This is a genomic window from Microbacterium sp. JZ101 (assembly GCF_053903175.1).
In genome coordinates this window covers 1,375,663-1,395,977 of record NZ_CP096400.1, presented here as the reverse complement: position 1 = coordinate 1,395,977, position 20,315 = coordinate 1,375,663, and the positions used below count along the sequence as shown (strand labels likewise).

Genomic DNA, 20,315 nt, shown 5'->3' with positions numbered 1-20,315 from the left:
TTGCGCCGGGCAACGGATCGTATATGATCTCGTACACGACATCCGTTCGACGAGCGAAGGAGCTCCCGTGGGCCTCGAAGACCGCCGCCTCCCCCGACCCGGGAAGATCATCGCGGTGCACCTGAGCTACCCCTCGCGCGCCGACCAGCGCGGGCGGCGCCCTGCCGCACCCTCGTACTTCCTCAAGCCGTCGAGCTCGCTCGCCGAGAGCGGCGCGACCGTCGAACGGCCCGCCGGGACCGAGCTGCTCGCGTTCGAGGGCGAGATCGCGCTCGTGATCGGCACGGCCGCGCGCGGGATCGGCATCGACGACGCGTGGGACCACGTCGCGTGGGTCACGGCCGCCAACGACTGGGGGCTCTACGATCTCCGCGCGAACGACAGGGGCTCGAACCTGCGGAACAAGGGCCGCGACGGGTACACGCCGATCGGCCCCGACCTCATCGACGCGCGCGCGGTCGACCCCGCGGGCCTGCGCGTGCGCACCTGGCGCAATGGCGAGCTCGTGCAGGACGACACGACCGCCGAGCTCCTCTTCCCCCTCCGGCAGCTCGTCGCCGACCTCGCGCAGCACCTCACGCTCGAGCCCGGCGACGTCATCCTGACCGGCACCCCCGCCGGCTCGTCGGTCGCCCTCCCCGGCGACGTCGTCGAGGTCGAGGTCGACGCGCCCGACGCGCCGGGTGCCCCGACGAGCGGCCGACTCGTCTCGCGCGTCGTGGAGGGCGCCGCCCGGTTCGATCCGGCGCTGGGATCCCTCCCCTCCGTCGACGACCGCCAGCGCGAGGAGGCGTGGGGCTCGCGCGCCGCCGCCGGGCTCGACGCCCCTGCTCCCGCCCTCGACCCCGCGCTGCGCGCCAAGCTCCTCGAGGCACCCGTCGCGGGGCTCTCGCAGCAGCTGCGCAAGCGCGGTCTCGACAGCGTGTCGATCGACGGCGTGCGCCCGACCCGCCCGGGCGTCAAGCTCGTCGGCGTCGCGCGGACCCTGCGCTTCGTGCCGCACCGCGAAGACCTCTTCCGCAGCCACGGCGGCGGTTACAACGCGCAGAAGCGCGTCTTCGACGCCGTCGGCGAGGGGGAGGTCATCGTGATCGAGGCCCGCGGCGAGCGCGGCTCGGGCACGCTCGGCGACATCCTCGCCCTGCGCGCCATCGCGCGCGGAGCCGCCGGCGTCGTCACCGACGGAGGCGTGCGCGACTACGCGGCCGTCGCGGAGATGGACCTGCCCGTCTTCAGCCAGGGGCCGCACCCGGCCGTCCTCGGCCGACGCCATGTGCCGTGGGACGCCGACATCGCGATCGCGTGCGGCGGCGCGACCGTCGTCCCGGGCGACATCGTGGTCGGCGACGACGACGGGGTGATCGTCATCCCGCCCGCTCTCGCCGACGAGGTGGCCGACGCGGCGCTCGCGCAGGAGGCCGAGGACGCCTGGATCGCGGAGCAGGTCGCCGCGGGGCACCCGGTCGAGGGCCTCTTCCCCATGAACGCCGAGTGGCGCGCGCGCTTCGACGCCGCCCGCGGGACGGGAGGATGAGAGCATGACCGACACCCTCACCGGCCTCAGCAAGTCGCAGCGCGCGTACGAGTGGATCCGCGAGCGGATCCAGCGGCACGAGTTCGGCCCCGGCTACCGTCTCGTGCTCGGCTCGATCGCCGCCGCGCTCGACATGAGCGTCGTCCCCGTGCGCGAGGCCGTGCGCCGCCTCGAGGCCGAGGGCATCGTGGAGTTCGAGCGCAACGTGGGAGCCCGCGTGACGCTCGTCGACGAGACGGAGTACCTCCACTCCATGCAGACGCTTGGGGTGGTCGAGGGCGTCGCGACCTCGCTCTCGGCTCCGCTCCTCGACGCCGCCGATCTCGACCGCGCGAGCGCGATCAACGAGCGGCTGCGCCGGCTGCTCGACGACTTCGACCCGCACCGCTTCACGATGATCAACCAGGAGTTCCACGCGGTGCTCTTCGAGCCCTGCCCGAATCCGCACATCCTCGACCTCGTGCACCGCGGATGGACGCGGATGGCCGGGCTGCGGGATTCGAGCTTCGCCTTCGTCCCCGGCCGTGCGCACGAGTCCGTCGCCGAGCACGACCGCATCCTCGAGCTCATCCGCTCGGGCGCCGAGCCCCTCGAGATCGAGCTCGCGGCGCGGGAGCACCGCTGGGCGACCATGAACGCCTTCCTCGCGCAGCGCCACGCCGCCGAGACGCAGACCGACCGAACGAAGCCCCTCACCGAGGAGGAGACATGACCGACATCGCCCTCGACCGCCGGCACGTGCCCGCGGACCTGCCCGAGCGCATCCAGCACTACATCGACGGGGAGTTCGTCGACTCCGTCGACGGCGGCACGTTCGACGTTCTCGAGCCCGTCTCGAACGACGTGTACCTGCAGGCGGCCGCCGGGCAGAGGGCGGATGTCGACCGCGCGGTCGCGGCTGCGCGCCGCGCGTTCGCGGATGGCCCCTGGCCGCGCATGCTGCCGCGCGAGCGCTCCCGCGTGCTCCACCGCATCGCCGACATCGTCGAGTCGCGCGATGCGCGGCTCGCGGAGCTGGAGTCCTTCGACTCGGGCCTGCCGATCACGCAGGCTCTCGGCCAGGCGCGGCGCGCGGCCGAGAACTTCCGCTTCTTCGCCGACCTCGTCGTCGCGCAGGCGGACGACACCTTCAAGGTGCCCGGCCGCCAGATCAACTACGTCAACCGCAAGCCGATCGGCGTCGCGGGGCTCATCACGCCCTGGAACACGCCGTTCATGCTCGAGTCCTGGAAGCTCGCCCCCGCGCTCGCGACCGGCAACACCGTCGTGCTGAAGCCTGCGGAGTTCACGCCCCTCTCGGCGTCGCTGTGGGCGGGCATCTTCGAGGAGGCGGGCCTGCCGCGCGGCGTGTTCAACCTCGTCAACGGCCTGGGCGAGGAGGCGGGCGACGCGCTCGTGAAGCACCCCGACGTGCCGCTCATCTCGTTCACGGGCGAGAGCCGGACGGGGCAGATCATCTTCGCGAACGCGGCCCCGCACCTCAAGGGGCTCTCGATGGAGCTCGGCGGCAAGAGCCCGGCGATCGTGTTCGCCGACGCCGACCTCGACGCCGCGATCGACGCGACGATCTTCGGCGTCTTCTCGCTCAACGGCGAGCGCTGCACGGCCGGCAGCCGCATCCTCGTCCAGCGCGCGGTGTACGACGAATTCGTCGAGCGGTATGCGGCCCAGGCGAAGCGCGTGAAGGTCGGCTACCCGCACGACCCCGCGACCGAGGTGGGCGCGCTCGTGCACCCCGAGCACTTCGCGAAGGTGATGTCGTACGTCGAGATCGGCAGGAGCGAGGGTCGGCTCGTCGCCGGCGGCGGGCAGCCCGACGGCTTCGCGTTCGGCAACTTCGTCGCGCCGACCGTGTTCGCCGACGTCCCGCGCGACGCGCGCATCTTCCAGGAGGAGATCTTCGGGCCCGTCGTCGCGATCACGCCGTTCGACACCGACGAGGAGGCGCTCGCGCTCGCGAACGACACGAAGTACGGGCTCGCGGCGTACATCTGGACGAACGACCTCAAGCGCGCCCACAACGTCGCGCAGGCGGTCGAGGCCGGCATGGTGTGGCTGAACTCGAACAACGTGCGCGACCTGCGCACGCCGTTCGGCGGCGTCAAGGCGTCGGGGCTCGGCCACGAGGGCGGCTACCGCTCCATCGACTTCTACACCGACCAGCAGGCCGTGCACATCACCCTGGGCGAGGTGCACAACCCGACCTTCGGCAGGAACTGACTCCCGGCCATCCGCTCACGCAAGGACGCATGACATGACCCGACGCGAGGACATGACCCTCACCTCCTCCGGCTACTTCGTCTCGCAGGAGGCGCCGATCGCCGCGGCGAACCCGATCCCCCGCCCCGCTGCCGCTCCCCCGGACATCCTCCGGTGCGCCTACATGGAGCTCGTGGTGACCGATCTCGCAGCATCCCGCGCGTTCTACGTCGACGTGCTCGGCCTCTACGTGACCGAGGAGGACGACACGACGATCTACCTGCGCTCGACCGAGGAGTTCATCCACCACAACCTCGTGCTCCGCACGGGCCCGGTCGCGGCGGTCGCGGCGTTCTCGTACCGCGTGCGCTCGCCCGAGGACCTCGACCGCGCCGTCGCCTTCTTCGCCGAGCTCGGATGCCGCGTCGAGCGCCGACCCGAGGGCTTCGTGAAGGGCATCGGCGACTCCGTCCGCGTGGAGGACCCGCTCGGCTTCCCGTACGAGTTCTTCCACCAGGCCGACCACGTCGAGCGGATGTCGTGGCGGTACGACCTGCATGTCCCCGGCGAGCTCGTGCGCCTGGATCACTTCAACCAGGTCACGCCCGACGTCCCGCGTGCGGTCTCATACATGCAGAGCCTCGGATTCCGCGTCACGGAGGACATCCAGGACGAGGAGGGCACGGTGTACGCGGCATGGATGCGCCGGAAGCCGACCGTGCACGACACCGCGATGACCGGCGGCGACGGCCCCCGCATGCACCACGTGTGCTTCGCCACGCACGAGAAGCACAACATCCTCGCGATCTGCGACCAGCTCGGGGCGCTGCGCCGCTCCGACGCGATCGAGCGCGGGCCGGGGCGACACGGCGTCTCGAACGCGTTCTACCTCTACCTCCGCGACCCCGACGGCCACCGCGTCGAGGTGTACACGCAGGACTACTACACCGGCGACCCCGACAACCCCGTCATCACATGGGACGTGCACGACAACCAGCGCCGGGACTGGTGGGGCAATCCGGTCGTGCCGAGCTGGTACACCGACGCGTCGCTCGTGCTCGACCTCGACGGCAACCCGCAGCCCGTGCGCGCCCGCACCGACGCGAGCGAGATGGCGGTGACGATCGGCGCCGACGGCTTCTCGTACACGCGACGAGACGACGACGAGGCGATGCCCGAGTGGAAGCAGGGCGAGTACAAGCTGGGGCACCAGCTGTGAGCCTCTCGGCCGAGGCGATCCGGGCGATCGCCGACGAGCTGGCCGCGGCCGACCGTGACCGGACGCTCATCCCGCGCATCACCGCGCGCCATCCGGAGGCGACCGTCGACGACGCGTACGCGATCCAGGGCATCTGGCGCGACGGCCGGATCGCCGCGGGGCGCCGCCTCGTCGGCCGGAAGATCGGCCTCACGTCGCGCGCGATGCAGCAGGCGACGGGCATCTCCGAGCCGGACTACGGGGTCATGTTCGATGACACGGTCTGGGAGAGCGGCGCCCGCATCCCGCACGACCGCTTCTCGAACGTGCGGATCGAGGTCGAGCTCGCGTTCGTGCTGAGCGCGCCGCTCGAGGGCCCGCACTGCACCCTTTTCGACGTGCTGCGGGCCACCGAGTACGTCACGCCCGCACTCGAGATCCTGAACTCGCACGTCGAACTGGAGGGGCGGACGATCGTCGACACGATCAGCGACAACGCGGCGTACGGCGGCCTCGTGCTCGGCGGCAGCCCGACCCGGCCCGACGACGTCGACCTGCGCTGGGTGTCGGCGCTGCTCTACCGCAACGAGACGATCGAGGAGACGGGCGTCGCCGCCGGAGTGCTCAATCACCCCGGCGCGGGCGTCGCGTGGCTCGCGAACAAGCTGCACCAGCACGGAGCGCGCCTCGAGGCGGGCGAGATCGTCCTCGCGGGCTCGTTCACGCGGCCCGTCTGGGTCGACAGGGGCGACACCGTGCTCGCCGACTACGGGCCGATGGGAGCCATCTCATGCCGCTTCGTCTGAACCCGACCCTTCGGCACCGGCTCGCGGAGGCGACACGGCCCCTGTACGGCGGATGGGTGTGCTCGGGCTCTCCCGTCGCCGCCGAGATCATGGCGGGATCGGGACTCGACTGGGTGCTCATCGACATGGAGCACGCCCCGAACGGGCTCGAGTCGGTGCTCGCGCAGCTGCACGCCGTGTCGGCGTACCCCGTGACCGCGGGCGTGCGCATCCCGTCGGCCGACCCCGTCGTCATCAAGCAGGTGCTCGACCTCGGCGTGCAGACGCTCCTCGTGCCGATGATCTCGACCGCCGACGAGGCGCGTGCGGTCGCCGAGGCCGCCCAGTACCCGCCCGCAGGGCGACGCGGCGTCGGCAGCGCCCTCGCGCGCTCGGCGCGCTGGAACCGGGTCGACGGCTACCTCCGCGACGCGGCCGAGCATGTCGCCGTGTACGTGCAGATCGAGACCGCGGAGGGCGTCGACAACGCCGCCGACATCGCGGCGACGCCGGGCATCGACGGCGTGTTCGTCGGCCCGGCCGACCTCGCGGCGTCGATGGGGCTGCTCGGGCAGCAGACGCACCCCGAGGTCGTCGCCGCGGTGAAGCGCGTCTTCGAGGCGGCCGCGGCCGTGGGTCGGCCGTGCGGCGTGAACGCGTTCGACCCCGCGGCTGCGCGCGCCTACGCCGAGGCCGGCGCGCGCTTCCTGCTCGTGGGAGCGGATGTCGCGCTGCTCGCACGCGCGTCGGAGGCGCTCGCGGACGGGTTCATCGGAGAGGACGCGGAGCGCGGGCGCGCCGCGACCTGACCATCACCTTCGTTATCGTTCTGTGACCTTTTGTGCGTCGTTCTGGCTCGTAGGGGTCTTCGAATGTCGGTGGTGGGCGGGACACTGGTGTCATGAGCGATGGGGCTGTGTGGGGTGAAGGGGATGGTCCGTGCCCGACGGCTTCGGAGCGTGCGGCGGTGGAGTCGGCGATCGAGGCGATTCGGGCGGCGGACAGGGTGATCGCGCACGCGCAGGCGGCGCGTCAGATGGCGTTGGCGTCGGCGTCTCAGGTGGCGTGGGCACAGCATGAGCGGCAGGTCGCAGCCGGGGGTTCGTCGCGGGCGTGGGCGCATCGGGCGATCGCGGAGGAGATCGCCGCGGCCACGCACACCCCGGGCCGGTCGGTGGAGCGGCAGATGAACGACGCCGCGAACCTCGTCTCCCGCTTCCCGGTCGTGCGGGACCGGCTCGCGGCGGGGACGGTGTCGCTCCCGCACGCGCGCACGATCGTGCTGTGCGGAGACCGGCTCGATGACCCTGCCCTGCGGGCGACGTATGAGGTGCGGGTGCTGGCGCGGCTGGACCGGGTGCCGATGACCGCGGCCGCGTTGGCGGAGGTGGCGCGGAAGATCGCGCAGGAACTGGACCCGGTCTCGATCAGCGACCGCCACAAGGCCGCCCGCAGGCGCCGGCGGGTGGGGTTCCGTCCCGGCGAGGACGCGATGGGCGCGTTCGACGCGGAGGTCGCGAACGTGCTCGGGGTCGGGATGATGGACCGCATCGACCAGATGGCGAAGACCGTCCTCACCGCCCGCGCCGCCGCCCGCCGCGCCGGCGACCCGGCCGCGCTCGCGGATGACCGCACCTTGGATGAGATCCGGGCGGACATCTTCACCGACCTCACCCTCACCGGCACCCCCACCGGCCACGACCACCTCTACGGCGCCACCTTCCCCCAGACGCCCGACGGCGGGGCGGACGCGAAGGACAAGGACACCGACGCCGGACTCGGCGCCACCAGCGACGGCACCGGCGACGCGGCCGACCCGAAGGCAGGCGATGTCGGTCTCGGAGCGAGCCCAACGGACGTCACGGGATCAGCATCTGGCGCGGGCGCCATGGACGGTGCGGGGTCGGCGTTCGGCCTGGCCGCGAGGCCCGCCGCAACGCCGGCCCGGAGGCCCGTCGGGCTCGGCGCGATCCGCGGGAGCGTGCACATCACCATCCCCGCCACCGCACTGGCGGACCCCACGAACCGGACCGAGGGCGCCACTCTCGCGGGGGCTGGTCCGATCCCGATCATCGACGCCAAGCAGATCGCCGCGGACGCGACGATCTGGAACCGTGCGTTCACCGACGCGCACACCGGGGTCCTCCTCACCGTCGACCAGAGATTCCCCACCACCGCGCAGCGGCGGTTCCTGAAAGCCCGAGACGAGCGGTGCCGGTTCCCGGGATGCCGGCAGGCCATCCGGAAGCACTACGTCGACATCGACCACACCCACCCCCACTCCCGCGGCGGGCCCACGAACGTGGCCAACCTCGAGTATTTGTGTGAAACGCATCACATGCTCGAGCAGATGACCCCATGGGCCGTGAAACAGGGCCCCGGCGGCGTGCTCGAATGGACCTCCCCCAACGGGCGCGTCTACACCGACACCCCACCACCCGTCGCCCGCTTCACCCCACCCGACGACGAACCACCACCCTTCTGACACGCACGCGGGCAGACGGCGGGCGCGGCCGCCCTTCGTGTTCGCGCCTCGGGCCGCTCTTCGCCGATAGGGTGCAGACGTGGATTCAGACGGGCCCGAGCACGAACAGCACCGACTCGATCTCGATGCAGCCTCGGCCGAACAGCTCGACGACCCATGGTCGGCCCGACGACGCCTGGCGTGAGGGCTGGCATGGAGCATCCCGGTCGTCGCGCTCGTCGTCGGGATCGTGCTGACGAGCAGCGGAACGCTCGAGTTCACCCGGACGTACGACGGATACACCTACGAGGCCGAGTACCACACGGTGTGGCCCGCCGGCCTCGCGCTGCTCGCCACCGGTGTCCTCGGTCTCACCGCGGCGGCGATCGCCACCGCCCTGATGCTGACTCCGCGGCCCGCCCTCGACAGCCGCTGACGCGCGCGTGCCGTCAGCCTGACGGCGCCGGGGCCAGCCGATAGAGCACGCGCGGGCGGCCGCGCCGCCCGTAGCTGTGCGCGATGTCGATCCGCCCCTCGGCGACGAGGTGCTCGAGGTACCGGCGAGCCGTCGCGCGCGAGATCCCGCACGTGGCCGCGAGTTCCTCGGCGGAGACCGAGCGGACGGGGTCGAGCGCCGCGAGGACGCGCTCGAGTGTCTGCGCGGCGAGTCCCTTGGGAAGCTCGACACGCCCCTCGCGCCTCGGTCGTTCGGGAGCCCGCGTGGTGCCGACGGCGAGGAGGCGATCGATCTCGCCCTGGGAGAGACGCCGATCTGCAGCGTCTGCCCGTCGTCGGTCGGCGTCGGCCGCGTACGCTCGCAGTCGTTCCTGGAGCGCCTCCTGCGTGAACGGCTTCACGAGGTATCCCGAGACGCGTGCGGCGAGCGCCTGCCGGACGGTCACCTGATCGTGGGACGAGCTGATCACGAGGACATCCGCCCCGGCCTCGCCCAAGGTCCGCAGACGGTGCAGGACCTCGATCCCGCTGATGTCGGGAAGCCGCATGTCGAGGAGCACGAGATCGACGCCGCGTCCGAGCTGGGCGAGCGCCGCTCGCCCAGTGGCCGCCGTCGCCGCCACATAGAACCCCGGCGTCTCGGCGACGAACCGGCTGTGCAGGGCGCGCGCCGCGGCATCGTCGTCCACGATGAGCACCCCGATCCGCTCGCTCATCGTTCGGCACCCAGATCGAAGTCGAAACGCGACCCGCCCAGCGCGGATCGACGCAGCTCGATGGTGCCGCCGCGCGACGTGACGGTGCGCCGGACGAGCGCCAGGCCGATCCCGCGCCCGACGCCCGACGCGTCCGGCTTCGACGAGTATCCGCGCGTGAAGACGCGATCAACGTCGGCGGGGTCGATGCCGGGCCCGTCGTCTTCGACGGCTCCGACGAACCGGCCGTCGACCTGCCGCAGCGAGCAGCGCACCGACGACGCCCCGGCCTCGGCGGCGTTGCGCGCGAGATTCGCGAAGACGAGGAGCACTCCCTCGTCGATCGGGACGTCCGGATCCATGTCGGTCTCGAGCCGCGTTCCACGCGCGCTCAGCTCGGAGCGGAGCGCCTCGATGCTCGCGCTCAGCAGCCCCGAGGGCCGCGAGACCCCCTCGCCTCCGTTCCCGGAGAGGACGGGCACGACCCCTTCGATGTACTGGAGCGCCTCTGCGCGATCGCCGTGCGACACGAGTCCGTGGATCACGTGGAGTCGGGTGCCGAACTCATGCGCCTGCTCGCGCAGCGCCGCCGTCACATGACGCAGCTGGCGGTGCTCCGCCTCCATGGCGTCGCTCCTCCGGAACCGTCGCTCGATCGCGGCCGCGAGCAGCGAGCTCGCCAGGGTTGCGGCGATGAGCGCGGCGGATGCCCAGGGCAGCAGCTTCTCGACGCCCGCGGCCGTCTGGGCGGAGATGCTCGACTCGAGGATGCCCACGGCCACCATGCCGACCACAGCCCCGTCCGAGCCGATCACGGGCACCTTCGCGCGGAGCGAGGCGCCCGACGGCCCCGTCTCGGTGCCGACGAACTCCTCCCCCGCGAGCACCGGCTCCGTGGTGGTCGACACCTGGATCCCTCGCTGAGACGGATCGGGATGCGTGATCCGCACGCCCTCGTCGTCGGTGATCACGACGTAGTACACGCCGGCCGTGCGCTGGATCACGTCCGCCAGCGGCTGCAGCGCCGCGGTCGCCGTCGCGAGGGAGGATGCGTCGGCGGGGCGCTCGGCGGTCCCGATCGGACCGGCCGCCTCCACCGCCGTGCGGACCTCGTTCAGCTCGGCGAGACTGCGCGCCACGTCGTGCACGCGCTGCGTCGTCGCGTCCCGGATGCTCCGCTCCTGCACCGTGAGCGCGACGAGCGTCGTCAGGCCGACCGCGGCGAGCACGATGACGGATGGCAGGAAGAGCATCACGAGGCGCACGGCGCGCGTTCGGGTGTCGGCGGTCCTTGTCATGTCCTCGCGAGGATTCGGTGAGCATCAATGATCACAACGCCTCGGGACGAGGCGCGCGCTCTCACGGCGGCTCATCCTATTACTCATCTTGCGGCGACAAAGGTGTCCGCAGAAGGAGCAGAGATGAGCACAGACGATTCCGTCACCCCTCCCCGTGGGCGCTCGCCGGTCGCCCGTACCGTCACACGCGTGATCGGCGCCTCCCTCGCGACGGCGGCGATCGCGACCGCCGTGTACGGATCCGTGACGTCGGCAGCCGCCGGCACGGACCTCCATGCATCGATGACGATCATCGCTCCCGCCGCTCCGGGCGGCGGATGGGATGGCGTTGCGCGCGAGATGCAGCAGGCGCAGCGGGCGAACGGCCTGGTGAACAACGTGCAGGTCGTGAACATGCCGGGCGCCGGCGGCACGATCGCGCTCGGGAACGTGTCGGTCCTCGCGGGGCAGCCGAACAACCTCCTCGTCGGGGGAACCGGCCTCCTCGCGGCGACGATCCAGTTCGATTCGGCCGCCACGCTCGACGACGTCACGCCCATCGCCGTGATGGTGGAGGAATACGACGTGGTCGTCGTCCCCGCCGACTCCCCGTACGAGACCCTCGACGACCTCGTCTCCGCATGGCGGGAGGATCCGCGGGCGCTGCCCTGGACCGGCGGCGGCTCGTTCGACCAGCTCGTCGTGACCGATCTCGCTCTCGCGGCGGGCATCGATCCGGTGGAGACGACGTACATCTCCTCGGATGGCGGTGGCGAGGCCATCCAGGCCCTCCTGAACGGGACCGCGCAGGCGGCCACGGGCGGCTACCCCGACAACATCGACCAGATCGCGTCCGGACGTCTGCGGGCGCTGGCGCTGATCGCCGAGCAGCCGGTCGAGGGCATCGAGATCCCCACGGCGGTCGAGCAGGGCTACGACGTGGCGCTGACGAACTGGCGCATGGTGGCCGCGCCCTCCGCGCTGTCTGAGACAGAGCGCACGGAGCTCACCGACCTCGTCCTCGAGACGCTCGAGACTCCGGAGTGGCAGGACGCGATCGAGCGCTACCACTGGACGGAGCGCGTGATCACGGGTGACGAGCTGACCGACTTCCTGGAATCCGAGCGTGCTCGGATCGCCGACCTCTACGAGGAGATGGGGCAATGATGCCTTCGAACAATCCCACCGCCCTGTCCGCGGTCGTGGGCGATCCGGGGGCGCCCCGCACGACGGCGCCGTCGATCGCGACCCTCGCGGCGCATCTCGTGATGCCCGTGCTCCTGGCGGCCTTCGCGAGCTACCTGCTCGTGGGCATCCTCACGATGTCGATCCCAGAGGGCGCGGCGTTCCCCGGCCCGCAGTTCTTCCCGGGACTGATCTCGGCGGGCCTCTACCTGCTGGCGATCCTGCTCGGGCTCTCGGGCTTCCGGCAGTGGCAGAGCAGCCGGACGCAGACCGATGACGCGGCAGCCGACAGCGCAGGCGGCATCCTCTCCCGTCCGCGCTGGCGCTCGCTGCTGTGGATCGTGGGGTCGTTCCTCGCCTTCGCGCTCCTGCTCGAGGTCCTCGGCTGGATCATCGCGGCGACGCTGCTGTTCGTCGGCGTCGTGCGCGGCTTCGCGTCGTCGCGCTGGCTGTTCAATGCGCTCGTGGGGCTCACCCTGAGCTCGGTCATCTACATCGCATTCGACATGCTGCTCGGCCTCTCGCTGCCGTCGGGCATTCTCGGAGGGGGGCTCTGATGGACGTCCTTCCTCTTCTCGCCGACGGATTCGCCGGGGCGCTGACCTGGCAGAACCTCATCTGGGTCCTCGTCGGATGCCTGCTCGGCACCGCGGTGGGCGTGCTGCCTGGCCTCGGCTCGTCGATGGCGGTCGCGCTGCTGCTGCCGGTCACCTTCGCCCTCGAGCCGACCGCCGCGTTCATCATGTTCGCCGGGGTCTACTTCGGCGGGCTCTTCGGAGACTCGACCATGGGCATCCTGATGAACACGCCGGGTCAGGCCTCGGCCATCGCCTCGACGTTCGAGGGGCACCGGATGGCGCTCAGCGGCCGGGCGGCGCAGGCGCTCGCGACCGCGGCGATCGGCGCCTTCATCGGCGGATTCGTCGCGTCGGTGCTCGTCGTCTTCCTCGCGCCGCTCCTCGCCGACTTCTCGAGCAGCTTCGGCCCGGCAGAGTTCTTCGCGCTCGCGGTCTTCGCGTTCGCTGCGACCTCATCCGTCGTGACGGACACGCCGCTGCACGGCATGGCGTCGCTCTTCCTCGGGCTGGGGATCGCCGTGATCGGGGTCGACAGCGTGTCCGGTGCTCCGCGCTTCACCCTGGAGTCGCCGTACCTCTTCGACGGCATCTCGCTCGTCACCGTGACCGTGGCAGTTCTCGCGCTCGGAGAGGTGATCTACGTCGCGTGCCTCTCACGGCAGTCGGGCGAGGGCTCGATGGTCAAGCCGGCCGGTCGGCCCTGGCTCTCGCGCGCCGAGTTCCGCGAGGCGGCGCCCGCGTGGCTGCGCGGCACGGCGATCGGCGTGCCCTTCGGGATCGTGCCCGCGGGCGGGTCGGAGATCCCGACCTTCCTCGCGTACGGACTCGAGAAGCGGCTCGACGCCCGTCGGGACGTCCCCCGCTTCGGGAGCGGCGCCATCCGCGGCCTCGCCGCCCCGGAGGCCGCGGGCAACTCGACGACCGGCATGGCGATGGGGTCGCTGCTCGCCCTGGGCCTCCCGATCTCGGCGACCGCCGCGATCATGCTCGCAGCCTTCCGCCAGTACGGGCTTCAGCCCGGCCCGCTGCTGTTCGAGCGTGCGCCGGATCTCGTGTGGTCGCTGCTCGCGAGCTTCTTCATCGCGATGGTCGTCCTGCTGATCCTCAACCTGCCCTTCGCGACGCTGTGGGCCAAGCTGCTGCTCATCCCCCGGCCGTACTTGTTCGCCGGCATCACGGTGTTCTGCGCGCTCGGGACGTACGCGACCGGCGGCTCGACGTTCGACCTGCTCATGCTGCTCGGCATCGGCATCGTCGGCTTCATCATGCGGGCGGTCGACTATCCGCTGGCGCCGCTCATCATCGGCATGGTGCTCGGCCCGCTGGCCGAGACGAGCCTCCGCGACGCCGCGATGAGCGCCAACGGCGACTTCTCGGTGCTCGTCGGCGGGCCGATCCCGATCGCGCTCTACGCGCTGCTCGCCGTCGTGCTCGCGTTCTCGATCCGCGGGCGGGTCGTCGCGCGCCGGCGGCAGAAGCTCGAGGCGGAGACGAGCGAGACGTCGCTCGTGCGCTGATCCGCGCTGAGGCCCGGTGCGTCCCGAACGGGACGTGCCGGGCCGGTGCACTATCCTGCATCTTATGGGAACCAACACTGCGACTGATCGACTCGCGGGCACAGGCTCGTGACCGCACGCCGGACGACCGTTCCGCCGTGGTCGATGGCGGTTGCCGCAATGCTCGCGGTGCAGCTGGCAAACGCTCTGTCCGTGGGCGTGATCGAGCACGTCGGGTCCGCGGGGACAGCGCGGTTGCGGATGTGCTTCGGCGCGGCACTCGTGTGGATGATCGCGCGACCGTCGCTGCGGTCGGTGCGCCGACGCGACGTACCGGCCCTCATCGGTCTCGGCGTCGTGACGGGATTCATGACGACCTTCTTCCTTGCGGCGGCAGAGCTCATCCCCCTGGGCACGGCGGTAGCGATCGAGTTCCTGGGTCCCCTCGTCGTCGCAGGCATCACCAGCCGTCGCCGACGGGCCCTCATCTGGCCTGCACTGGCGCTCACAGGCGTCGTGCTCATGACCGAACCCTGGTCGGGGCAGATCGACCTCGTCGGAGTCGGTTTCGCTCTCCTTGCCGGAACCTGCTGGGGCCTGTACAACGTGCTCACACAGAAAGTCGGAGACCGGTTCGCCGGCATCAGCGGGCTCGCGATGACCCTGCCGATCGCCGCTGTCGCGACCGCACTCCTCGGGTTGCCTCAGGTGGTCTCCGGCACTCCGCCCTGGGGTGTGATCGCCACCGCAGCGGGCATTGCTGTGATCACACCGGTGATCGCCTTCGGCTTGGAGATGCTCGCGCTGCGCAGGATGACGCACACCGCGTTCGGCACACTCCTCTCGATCGAGCCCGCCTTCGGCATCCTGATCGGACTGCTCCTGCTCGGACAGAATCCGACACCGTTCCAGGTCGTCGGCATCATCCTCGTCGTGACCTCCGGCGCGGCTGCACAACGGGATGGCGCGCGAGTCGTCGACCCGTCTGCGGGAGAACCCGCGCCCACACGAACGGACACGCCATGACCTCTTCGGCCGCCCCCGGGCGCCGCGCCTCATAAAGTCCGCACCAGCCGGCCCCGCCACGTCAAGGCGGCCGGCAGACGCGAAAAAGCCCCGGTCACTGGCGAGAGTGACCGAGGCTGATCCGTGCACCCCCAGGGACTTGAACCCTGAACCCACTGATTAAGAGTCAGTTGCTCTGCCGATTGAGCTAGAGGTGCGTTCCGTTCTCCGGGAATTCCTTCCCTGCGAACCGAGAGACTACGTTACCAGGCTCGCCAGGCCCGCGCGAATCGAGGTGCGCCCGGGCGTGCCTGTGCGTCTCCTGTGCACCCCTCACGCGTGCTCTGAACCTCAGGGCCGGCCGCGACGGCGCCGATATCCTGAGCGGGTGACCTCCCCCTCGTCGACTCCCGCCTCCCCCGCTCGCGCCGGCCTCGACGAGGATCTCGCGCTCGCCCTCCGCCTCGCCGACGCCGCCGACGCCCAGACGCTGCCGCGCTTCGACTCCGCCGACCTCGAGGTCTCGCGCAAGGCCGACCGCAGCCACGTGACCGATGCCGACCTGGCTGCCGAACGCGCCATCCGCGACATCCTCGCGACCGAGCGCCCGGACGACGGGATCTTCGGCGAGGAGTACGGCCGCGACGACGACGCGCCTCGCCGCTGGATCATCGACCCGATCGACGGCACGGCGAACTTCCTCCGCGGCGTCCCCGCGTGGGGCACGATGATCGCGCTCGACATCGAGGGCTATCCGCGCCTCGGCGTCGTGAGCTCCCCCGCGATGCGCCGCCGCTGGTGGGCGGCCGAGGGCCTCGGCGCCTGGACGAGCGTCGACGGCGGCGAGCCGCGGCCCATCCACGTGTCCGACGTCGCCGATCTCGACGATGCGAGCGTGAGCTTCCAGAGCATCGCGCAGTGGGACGACGCGGGCCACCTCGAGGAGCTCATCACCCTGAGCCGCCGTGTGTGGCGCGACCGCGCATACGGCGACATCTGGTCGTACATGCTCCTCGCCGAAGGCCGTCTCGAGTTCGTCGCGGAGTTCGACGTCAAGGAGTACGACCTCGCGGCGGCCGCCGCGATCGTCACCGAGGCCGGCGGTCGCATGACCTCGTTCGATGGCGCGCCGACGATCGCGCAGGGCTCGGCTCTCGCGACCAACGGCGTCCTCCACGACGCTTTCCTCGAGCTCCTCGCCGCCCCGCCGCAGGCCACGACGTGACGACCGGGGCGGCCCGCACTCGGCGCTCCCTCGCCGCGGCGGGAGCGACCCTCCTCGTCGCCGCCGCGATGCTGGTCGGCTGCGCCTCGCCGCTCACGCCCAAGACGCCGTCCGACGGCGGATCATCCGCGAACGGCGGCGCCTCCAGTGCGGGCGGCGGCGCGCCGACCTGCGAGACGATCATCGCGCCCGCGCTCGTCGACCAGTTCGCCGAACTCGGATGGACGGCCCGCACCGATCCGTTCTACGTCGGCCCCACCGAGGTGCCCGGCGGCGTCAGCTGCACGTGGGGCGACTTCGAGGCCGGAGCGACCGACGTCGTCCAGATGTACGGATGGGCTCCCGTCGAGGCGGATGTCTCCGCCGAGCTGCAGGGGTACCTCGCCGACCAGGGCTGGAAGCGCGAGGAGGCCGACGGCGTCGTCTACCTCACCGAGAGCACGCCCTCGGCGGAATGGGCGGATGAGCAGGGGTACGGCATGACGTACGCGTTCGGCGACGGATGGGTCGCGCTCGCGGACACGAAGAGCGGCCTCGCCGTCATCACGTGGCGCGGCTGAGCAGGCGTCACTCGATCCAGCCGTAATGGCTGCCCTCCGCCGCGGAGAAGTCCAGTGCAGACTCGGCGACGGCGATGACGCTCCACGTTCCGCCTGCGGAGTCGGTGAACTCGTACGTCGGCACGAGCAGCACAGACCCATCGGCCTGCCAGTGGGTCGCGAGCCCGAGGCGTGCCGACACGATCTCGACGTCGTTGACGCTCCATGAGACCGACGCGCCCGGCTCCGGCAGGGACGGCGCCGCGGTCGGCGGCGTCCACTCCTCACCCGGCACGCCCTCGCGCAGAGCCTCGGGCAGGGCCGTCAGCTGAGCACCGAAGCGCGGATCGGACAGGCGCTCGAACGCCTCCTGCTCGCTCACGACCTCGTACTCCCCGAACGGCACGATGTCGGCGAGGGCGCCGTATCCGCTGACGATCCCCTCCGCGGCGTAGTCGAGGTGCAGGGCGCTATCGATGCGCTGGCCATCGATGACGGTCCAGATCGAGACCGAGCGGGTCGCGGACCCCTCCCAGGTCTCCGACGTGTACTCGTACGCGGCCGGGTCCTCTCCGAGCCGCGTCATCAGGTCGCGCGCGGCGGCGATGGCGGGGCCCTCCTCCGGGGCGACGCAGGCCTCGCCGCACGCCCACGGATCCCCGCCGCTCCAGAACCAGAAGCCGAGAGTGCCGTCGAGACTCGCGCTGAACGACGCAGCGCTGCCGTCCTGCGGGCCGACCACCCACATCCCGTCGCGGATCTCAGGCGCGCCCTCGACGCCGAGAGCCGCGGCGAAGGCGCCCACCTTCTCCGCCGTCGACGACGCGGCGGCGTCGTAGGCATACGCAGCCGCCCGGCCGCCGCTCGACGAGAGCAGCATCGACGTTCGGAACGAGCTCCGCGACGAGTACCCGTACGGGTAGCTCGTGTCCGACGACTGTGCGAAGAGGTCCTGCGAACCGGACTCCGCCGCGCCCCGATCGGCGAGCGCGCCTCCCTGCGCGGGGCCGCCCTCTCCGGGCAGCGAGATCGGCGGTGCCGCGCCGTCGCCATCCGAGACCCCGGCGTCCGAAGAACCGGTGCCCGATCCAGCGGTCGCCTGGCCCGCTGCGAGGCCGTAGCCCGCGACGCCTCCGACGACGAGCGCGAGCGCGACGGAGGCCGCGATCGCGAGCACGGCCATCCGCCGCGGTCCGCGGCGAGCGCGCTCGGCGTCCAGATCGACCGGTGCCGCGCCCTCCGCGGTCGCCGCCGCGATCACCGCGTCGGCGAAGCCCTCCCTGGGCTCGACGTCCGCTGCCGGGTCCGCGGCGCGGAGGCGGTCGACCGGGTCCTGGTCATGCGCGTTCATGGCGTCCTCCTGGAATGCTCGCTCTCCCTGCCTATGTGGCGGGAAGGCCGGATCTTGCGGCGGGATCAGAACCGGAGGCGCTCGCCCCACGCGGCGCGCAGCCGCGCTCGGGCCCGCGAGAGCGCGGCGTCCGCGCCCGAGCGCGAGATGCCGAGCACCGCCGCGAGCTCCTCGCCGCCGAGCCCCTCCCACGCGTGCAGCAGGAGGATCCGCCGGTCCCGCTCCCCCACCGCGGCGAGCGCACCGCGCAGCTCGGCGTCGAACAGCGCGTGCAGCTCGGGATCGTCAGCGACGCGAGACGCTCCCGACTCGGGCAGGGTCTCAACGGGGAGGTCGACGTGCTTCCGACGCGCATTCGCGAGGGTCAGCTCGGCGGTGCGATAGAGCCACGGGAGCTCCGCGCCTCGCGGCACGTCGGCACGTCGCCGCCATGCGACCGCGAAGACGTCCGACGCGAGGTCCTCGGCATCCTGCCGGGGCCCGCGCCGGGCGAAGTACTTCACCAGCGCGGTCGCATGGGCGCGCACGACCGCCGTGAACCAGGCGAGGTCGTCGGGCATCGTGCCTCCCTCGGCCGGCGGATCCTCCGCTGCGGTGCGCACGCTCATCACACCATGTCTCTGTCGCGGCGCCCGCGGATCTTGCACGCGACGCGCCGACATCCTGCACGCGGCCTGCGGCAGAGTGGAGGCATGACGTCGCATGCGCTCATCCCCCTCTCCGACGGACGCTCGATCCCTCAGCTCGGTCTCGGCGTGTACAAGATCCCGGATGCCGATGCGGCCGAATGCGTGCGGGTCGCGATCGAGGCGGGGTACCGCCACATCGACACCGCCGCCCTGTACGAGAACGAGCGCGGCGTCGGCGAGGGGATCCGCACGAGCGGCATCCCCCGCGACGAGGTCTTCGTCACGACGAAGGTGTGGAACGACGACCACGGCTTCGACGAGACCCTGCGCGCGTTCGACGCGAGTCTCGATCGCCTCGGCCTCGACACCGTCGACCTGTACCTCATCCACTGGCCGATCCCCTCGCGCGACCGCTACGTCGAGACCTACCGCACCCTCGAGCGGATCCGCGAGGAGGGGCGGGCCCGCTCGATCGGCGTCTCCAACTTCGCGATCGCGCACCTCGATCGCCTCCGCGCGGAGACCGACGTGGCCCCCGTCGTGAACCAGGTCGAGCTGCACCCTCTCCTGCCGCAGGCCGAGCTGCGTGGGTATCACGCCGCCCACGGCATCGTGACCGAGGCGTGGTCGCCGCTCGCACGCGGGCGCCTCCTCGACGACCCCGCCCTCGCCCGCATCGCCGAGAAGCATGGCGTCGCCCCGGCGCAGGTCGTCATCCGGTGGCACCTGCAGCTCGGCAACGTCGTCATCCCGAAGTCCGTCACCCCTGCGCGGATCCGCGCGAACATCGACGTCCTCGGATTCGAGCTCGACGCGGATGATCTCGCGGCGATTGCGGCACTCGAGTCGGGCCTCCGAACGGGCCGGGACCCCTCGCTCGACTGAGGCGGATGGGCCTGATCCGGCAGGGGGCGGGCTCAGGCCGCGCTGGGCTTGCGCCCGCCGAACGCCGCCGTGAGCGCGTCGGCCGCGGTGACGACCGCGTCGACGAGCTGCTCGCAGACCTCGACGGGCATCCGGAGGGTGGGGCCCATCACCGTGAGCGCGCCGACGAGCGCCGCGTGCTGGTCGAAGACGGGAGCCGCGAGCCCCGAGGCCGCTTCCATGCGCTCGCCCACGGTGATCGCGTAGCCCGCGGCGCGCGTCTGCGCGACCGCCGCGCGCAGCACGTCGGGGTCGGTGATGGTCGCCTCGGTCAGCGCGGGCAGCTCCCCCGACGCGACCTCGTCGAGCAGACCGTCGGTCCACGCGAGGAGCACGCGGCCCGAGCTGCCGACGTGCAGCGGCTGGATGCGCCCGACGTACATCTCGCGCTTGAGACCGTGGCGCGTCTCCGCAACGCCCACGCACACTCGCGCGCCCTGCTCGACGCGGAAGAAGCACGCCGTCTCCCCCGTCTCGTCGCGCAGCGCCTGCAGCTGCGGCGTCAGGAGCTCCGTGAAGTCGCGCGCGCGGGTCGCGGGGCCGGCCCAGTACGCCATCCGCACGCCGATCCGGTACCGCTCGCCCTCGCGCTCGAGGAACCCGTGGTCGACGAGGTTCGCCAGCAGCCGGTGCGCGGTCGACGCGGGCAGGCCTGTCGAGGCGCGGATCTCGCTCGCCGTCCGCAGCGGCTCGCTGAGCGTGAACGCGTCGAGGATGGCGGTGATCTTCGCGAGGACGAGGAGCGGCTGTTCGGCCATGAGGCGATCCTAGGGAC

The 20,315-nt window shown here is 71.6% G+C and carries 20 protein-coding genes and 1 tRNA gene; 15 read left to right on the top strand and 6 right to left on the bottom strand.

Going from position 1 to position 20,315, the window contains the following annotated elements; genetic code table 11:
* The first annotated feature begins 67 nt into the window (after positions 1-67).
* The 8 genes from M1D56_RS06385 (at position 68) to M1D56_RS06350 (ending at position 8,616) form a co-directional block, all read left to right on the top strand.
* A complete protein-coding gene (locus M1D56_RS06385; protein WP_456285013.1) occupies positions 68-1,534 on the top strand; it encodes a fumarylacetoacetate hydrolase family protein in 1,467 nt (488 codons plus the stop codon).
* 4 nt (positions 1,535-1,538) lie between these two features.
* Positions 1,539-2,246, top strand: coding sequence for a GntR family transcriptional regulator (locus tag M1D56_RS06380; protein ID WP_456285012.1), 708 nt, complete (start codon positions 1,539-1,541; stop codon positions 2,244-2,246).
* Positions 2,243-3,754, top strand: a complete 1,512-nt coding sequence (hpaE, locus tag M1D56_RS06375; protein ID WP_456285011.1) for a 5-carboxymethyl-2-hydroxymuconate semialdehyde dehydrogenase — start codon at positions 2,243-2,245, stop codon at positions 3,752-3,754. Before M1D56_RS06380 ends, hpaE begins: the two co-directional genes overlap by 4 nt.
* Before the next feature lie 34 nt (positions 3,755-3,788).
* Positions 3,789-4,952 (top strand): 3,4-dihydroxyphenylacetate 2,3-dioxygenase, encoded by a 1,164-nt coding sequence (hpaD, locus tag M1D56_RS06370; RefSeq protein WP_456285010.1) that lies wholly within the window; start codon positions 3,789-3,791, stop codon positions 4,950-4,952.
* Positions 4,949-5,737: a 2-oxo-hept-4-ene-1,7-dioate hydratase gene (hpaH, locus tag M1D56_RS06365; protein WP_456285009.1), complete on the top strand. Its 789-nt coding sequence runs from the start codon at positions 4,949-4,951 to the stop codon at positions 5,735-5,737. Before hpaD ends, hpaH begins: the two co-directional genes overlap by 4 nt.
* Positions 5,722-6,525 carry an HpcH/HpaI aldolase family protein gene (locus M1D56_RS06360; RefSeq protein ID WP_456285007.1) on the top strand — a complete coding sequence of 268 codons (804 nt, stop codon included), beginning with the start codon at positions 5,722-5,724 and terminating at the stop codon, positions 6,523-6,525. Before hpaH ends, M1D56_RS06360 begins: the two co-directional genes overlap by 16 nt.
* Before the next feature lie 92 nt (positions 6,526-6,617).
* Positions 6,618-8,201, top strand: coding sequence for a DUF222 domain-containing protein (locus M1D56_RS06355; protein WP_456285006.1), 1,584 nt, complete (start codon positions 6,618-6,620; stop codon positions 8,199-8,201).
* Positions 8,202-8,430: 229 nt separating this feature from the next.
* Positions 8,431-8,616, top strand: a complete 186-nt coding sequence (locus M1D56_RS06350) for a hypothetical protein (protein WP_456285005.1) — start codon at positions 8,431-8,433, stop codon at positions 8,614-8,616.
* Between the two features lie 13 nt (positions 8,617-8,629).
* On the opposite strand, the gene M1D56_RS06345 is transcribed toward M1D56_RS06350, so the two are convergent.
* Together M1D56_RS06345 and M1D56_RS06340 are read right to left on the bottom strand one after the other, a co-directional pair.
* Positions 8,630-9,352, bottom strand: coding sequence for a response regulator (locus tag M1D56_RS06345; RefSeq protein WP_324011681.1), 723 nt, complete (start codon positions 9,350-9,352; stop codon positions 8,630-8,632).
* A complete protein-coding gene (locus M1D56_RS06340) occupies positions 9,349-10,629 on the bottom strand; it encodes an ATP-binding protein (protein ID WP_456285004.1) in 1,281 nt (426 codons plus the stop codon). Before M1D56_RS06340 ends, M1D56_RS06345 begins: the two co-directional genes overlap by 4 nt.
* A gap of 123 nt (positions 10,630-10,752) precedes the next feature.
* Here M1D56_RS06340 and M1D56_RS06335 point away from each other — a divergent pair, with 123 nt between their 5' ends.
* The 4 genes from M1D56_RS06335 (at position 10,753) to M1D56_RS06320 (ending at position 14,893) form a co-directional block, all read left to right on the top strand.
* Positions 10,753-11,775 (top strand): tripartite tricarboxylate transporter substrate binding protein, encoded by a 1,023-nt coding sequence (locus tag M1D56_RS06335; RefSeq protein WP_456285003.1) that lies wholly within the window; start codon positions 10,753-10,755, stop codon positions 11,773-11,775.
* Entirely contained in the window at positions 11,772-12,350 is a 579-nt protein-coding gene (locus tag M1D56_RS06330; protein WP_456285002.1) for a tripartite tricarboxylate transporter TctB family protein, read from the top strand. The genes M1D56_RS06335 and M1D56_RS06330 overlap by 4 nt, the downstream gene beginning before the upstream one ends.
* Positions 12,350-13,888, top strand: coding sequence for a tripartite tricarboxylate transporter permease (locus tag M1D56_RS06325; RefSeq protein ID WP_456285001.1), 1,539 nt, complete (start codon positions 12,350-12,352; stop codon positions 13,886-13,888). Before M1D56_RS06330 ends, M1D56_RS06325 begins: the two co-directional genes overlap by 1 nt.
* Before the next feature lie 192 nt (positions 13,889-14,080).
* Positions 14,081-14,893, top strand: a complete 813-nt coding sequence (locus M1D56_RS06320) for an EamA family transporter (RefSeq protein ID WP_456285000.1) — start codon at positions 14,081-14,083, stop codon at positions 14,891-14,893.
* Between the two features lie 124 nt (positions 14,894-15,017).
* Here the strand turns inward: M1D56_RS06320 and M1D56_RS06315 are convergent.
* A tRNA-Lys gene (locus M1D56_RS06315) sits at positions 15,018-15,090 on the bottom strand.
* 170 nt (positions 15,091-15,260) lie between these two features.
* On the opposite strand from M1D56_RS06315, the gene M1D56_RS06310 reads away from it, so the two are divergent.
* On the top strand, positions 15,261-16,097 hold the full coding sequence (locus tag M1D56_RS06310) for an inositol monophosphatase family protein (RefSeq protein ID WP_456284999.1): 837 nt from the start codon (positions 15,261-15,263) through the stop codon (positions 16,095-16,097).
* Complete coding sequence (locus M1D56_RS06305) at positions 16,094-16,657, top strand: hypothetical protein (protein ID WP_456284998.1); 564 nt, start codon at positions 16,094-16,096, stop codon at positions 16,655-16,657. The genes M1D56_RS06310 and M1D56_RS06305 overlap by 4 nt, the downstream gene beginning before the upstream one ends.
* Positions 16,658-16,664: 7 nt before the next feature.
* On the opposite strand, the gene M1D56_RS06300 is transcribed toward M1D56_RS06305, so the two are convergent.
* Positions 16,665-17,987, bottom strand: a complete 1,323-nt coding sequence (locus M1D56_RS06300) for a hypothetical protein (RefSeq protein ID WP_456284997.1) — start codon at positions 17,985-17,987, stop codon at positions 16,665-16,667.
* Between the two features lie 65 nt (positions 17,988-18,052).
* Positions 18,053-18,595: an RNA polymerase sigma factor gene (locus tag M1D56_RS06295; RefSeq protein WP_456284996.1), complete on the bottom strand. Its 543-nt coding sequence runs from the start codon at positions 18,593-18,595 to the stop codon at positions 18,053-18,055.
* An 84-nt stretch (positions 18,596-18,679) separates the two neighbouring features.
* On the opposite strand from M1D56_RS06295, the gene M1D56_RS06290 reads away from it, so the two are divergent.
* A complete protein-coding gene (locus tag M1D56_RS06290; RefSeq protein WP_456284995.1) occupies positions 18,680-19,501 on the top strand; it encodes an aldo/keto reductase in 822 nt (273 codons plus the stop codon).
* A 32-nt stretch (positions 19,502-19,533) separates the two neighbouring features.
* Here M1D56_RS06290 and M1D56_RS06285 read toward each other — a convergent pair whose 3' ends face one another.
* Positions 19,534-20,298 carry an IclR family transcriptional regulator gene (locus M1D56_RS06285; RefSeq protein ID WP_271173968.1) on the bottom strand — a complete coding sequence of 255 codons (765 nt, stop codon included), beginning with the start codon at positions 20,296-20,298 and terminating at the stop codon, positions 19,534-19,536.
* Between the last annotated feature and the right edge of the window lie 17 nt (positions 20,299-20,315).

Excerpts from the sequence above, each read along its gene's own strand:
- M1D56_RS06380 (WP_456285012.1), top strand. The coding sequence starts at position 1,539 with ATGACCGACACCCTCACCGGCCTCAGCAAGTCGCAGCGCGCGTACGAG.
- hpaE (WP_456285011.1), top strand. The coding sequence starts at position 2,243 with ATGACCGACATCGCCCTCGACCGCCGGCACGTGCCCGCGGACCTGCCC.
- hpaD (WP_456285010.1), top strand. The coding sequence starts at position 3,789 with ATGACCCGACGCGAGGACATGACCCTCACCTCCTCCGGCTACTTCGTC.
- M1D56_RS06360 (WP_456285007.1), top strand. The coding sequence starts at position 5,722 with ATGCCGCTTCGTCTGAACCCGACCCTTCGGCACCGGCTCGCGGAGGCG.
- M1D56_RS06355 (WP_456285006.1), top strand. The coding sequence starts at position 6,618 with ATGAGCGATGGGGCTGTGTGGGGTGAAGGGGATGGTCCGTGCCCGACG.
- M1D56_RS06345 (WP_324011681.1), bottom strand. The coding sequence starts at position 9,352 with ATGAGCGAGCGGATCGGGGTGCTCATCGTGGACGACGATGCCGCGGCG.
- M1D56_RS06340 (WP_456285004.1), bottom strand. The coding sequence starts at position 10,629 with ATGACAAGGACCGCCGACACCCGAACGCGCGCCGTGCGCCTCGTGATG.
- M1D56_RS06335 (WP_456285003.1), top strand. The coding sequence starts at position 10,753 with ATGAGCACAGACGATTCCGTCACCCCTCCCCGTGGGCGCTCGCCGGTC.
- M1D56_RS06330 (WP_456285002.1), top strand. The coding sequence starts at position 11,772 with ATGATGCCTTCGAACAATCCCACCGCCCTGTCCGCGGTCGTGGGCGAT.
- M1D56_RS06325 (WP_456285001.1), top strand. The coding sequence starts at position 12,350 with ATGGACGTCCTTCCTCTTCTCGCCGACGGATTCGCCGGGGCGCTGACC.
- M1D56_RS06300 (WP_456284997.1), bottom strand. The coding sequence starts at position 17,987 with ATGAACGCGCATGACCAGGACCCGGTCGACCGCCTCCGCGCCGCGGAC.
- M1D56_RS06295 (WP_456284996.1), bottom strand. The coding sequence starts at position 18,595 with ATGAGCGTGCGCACCGCAGCGGAGGATCCGCCGGCCGAGGGAGGCACG.
- M1D56_RS06290 (WP_456284995.1), top strand. The coding sequence starts at position 18,680 with ATGACGTCGCATGCGCTCATCCCCCTCTCCGACGGACGCTCGATCCCT.
- M1D56_RS06285 (WP_271173968.1), bottom strand. The coding sequence starts at position 20,298 with ATGGCCGAACAGCCGCTCCTCGTCCTCGCGAAGATCACCGCCATCCTC.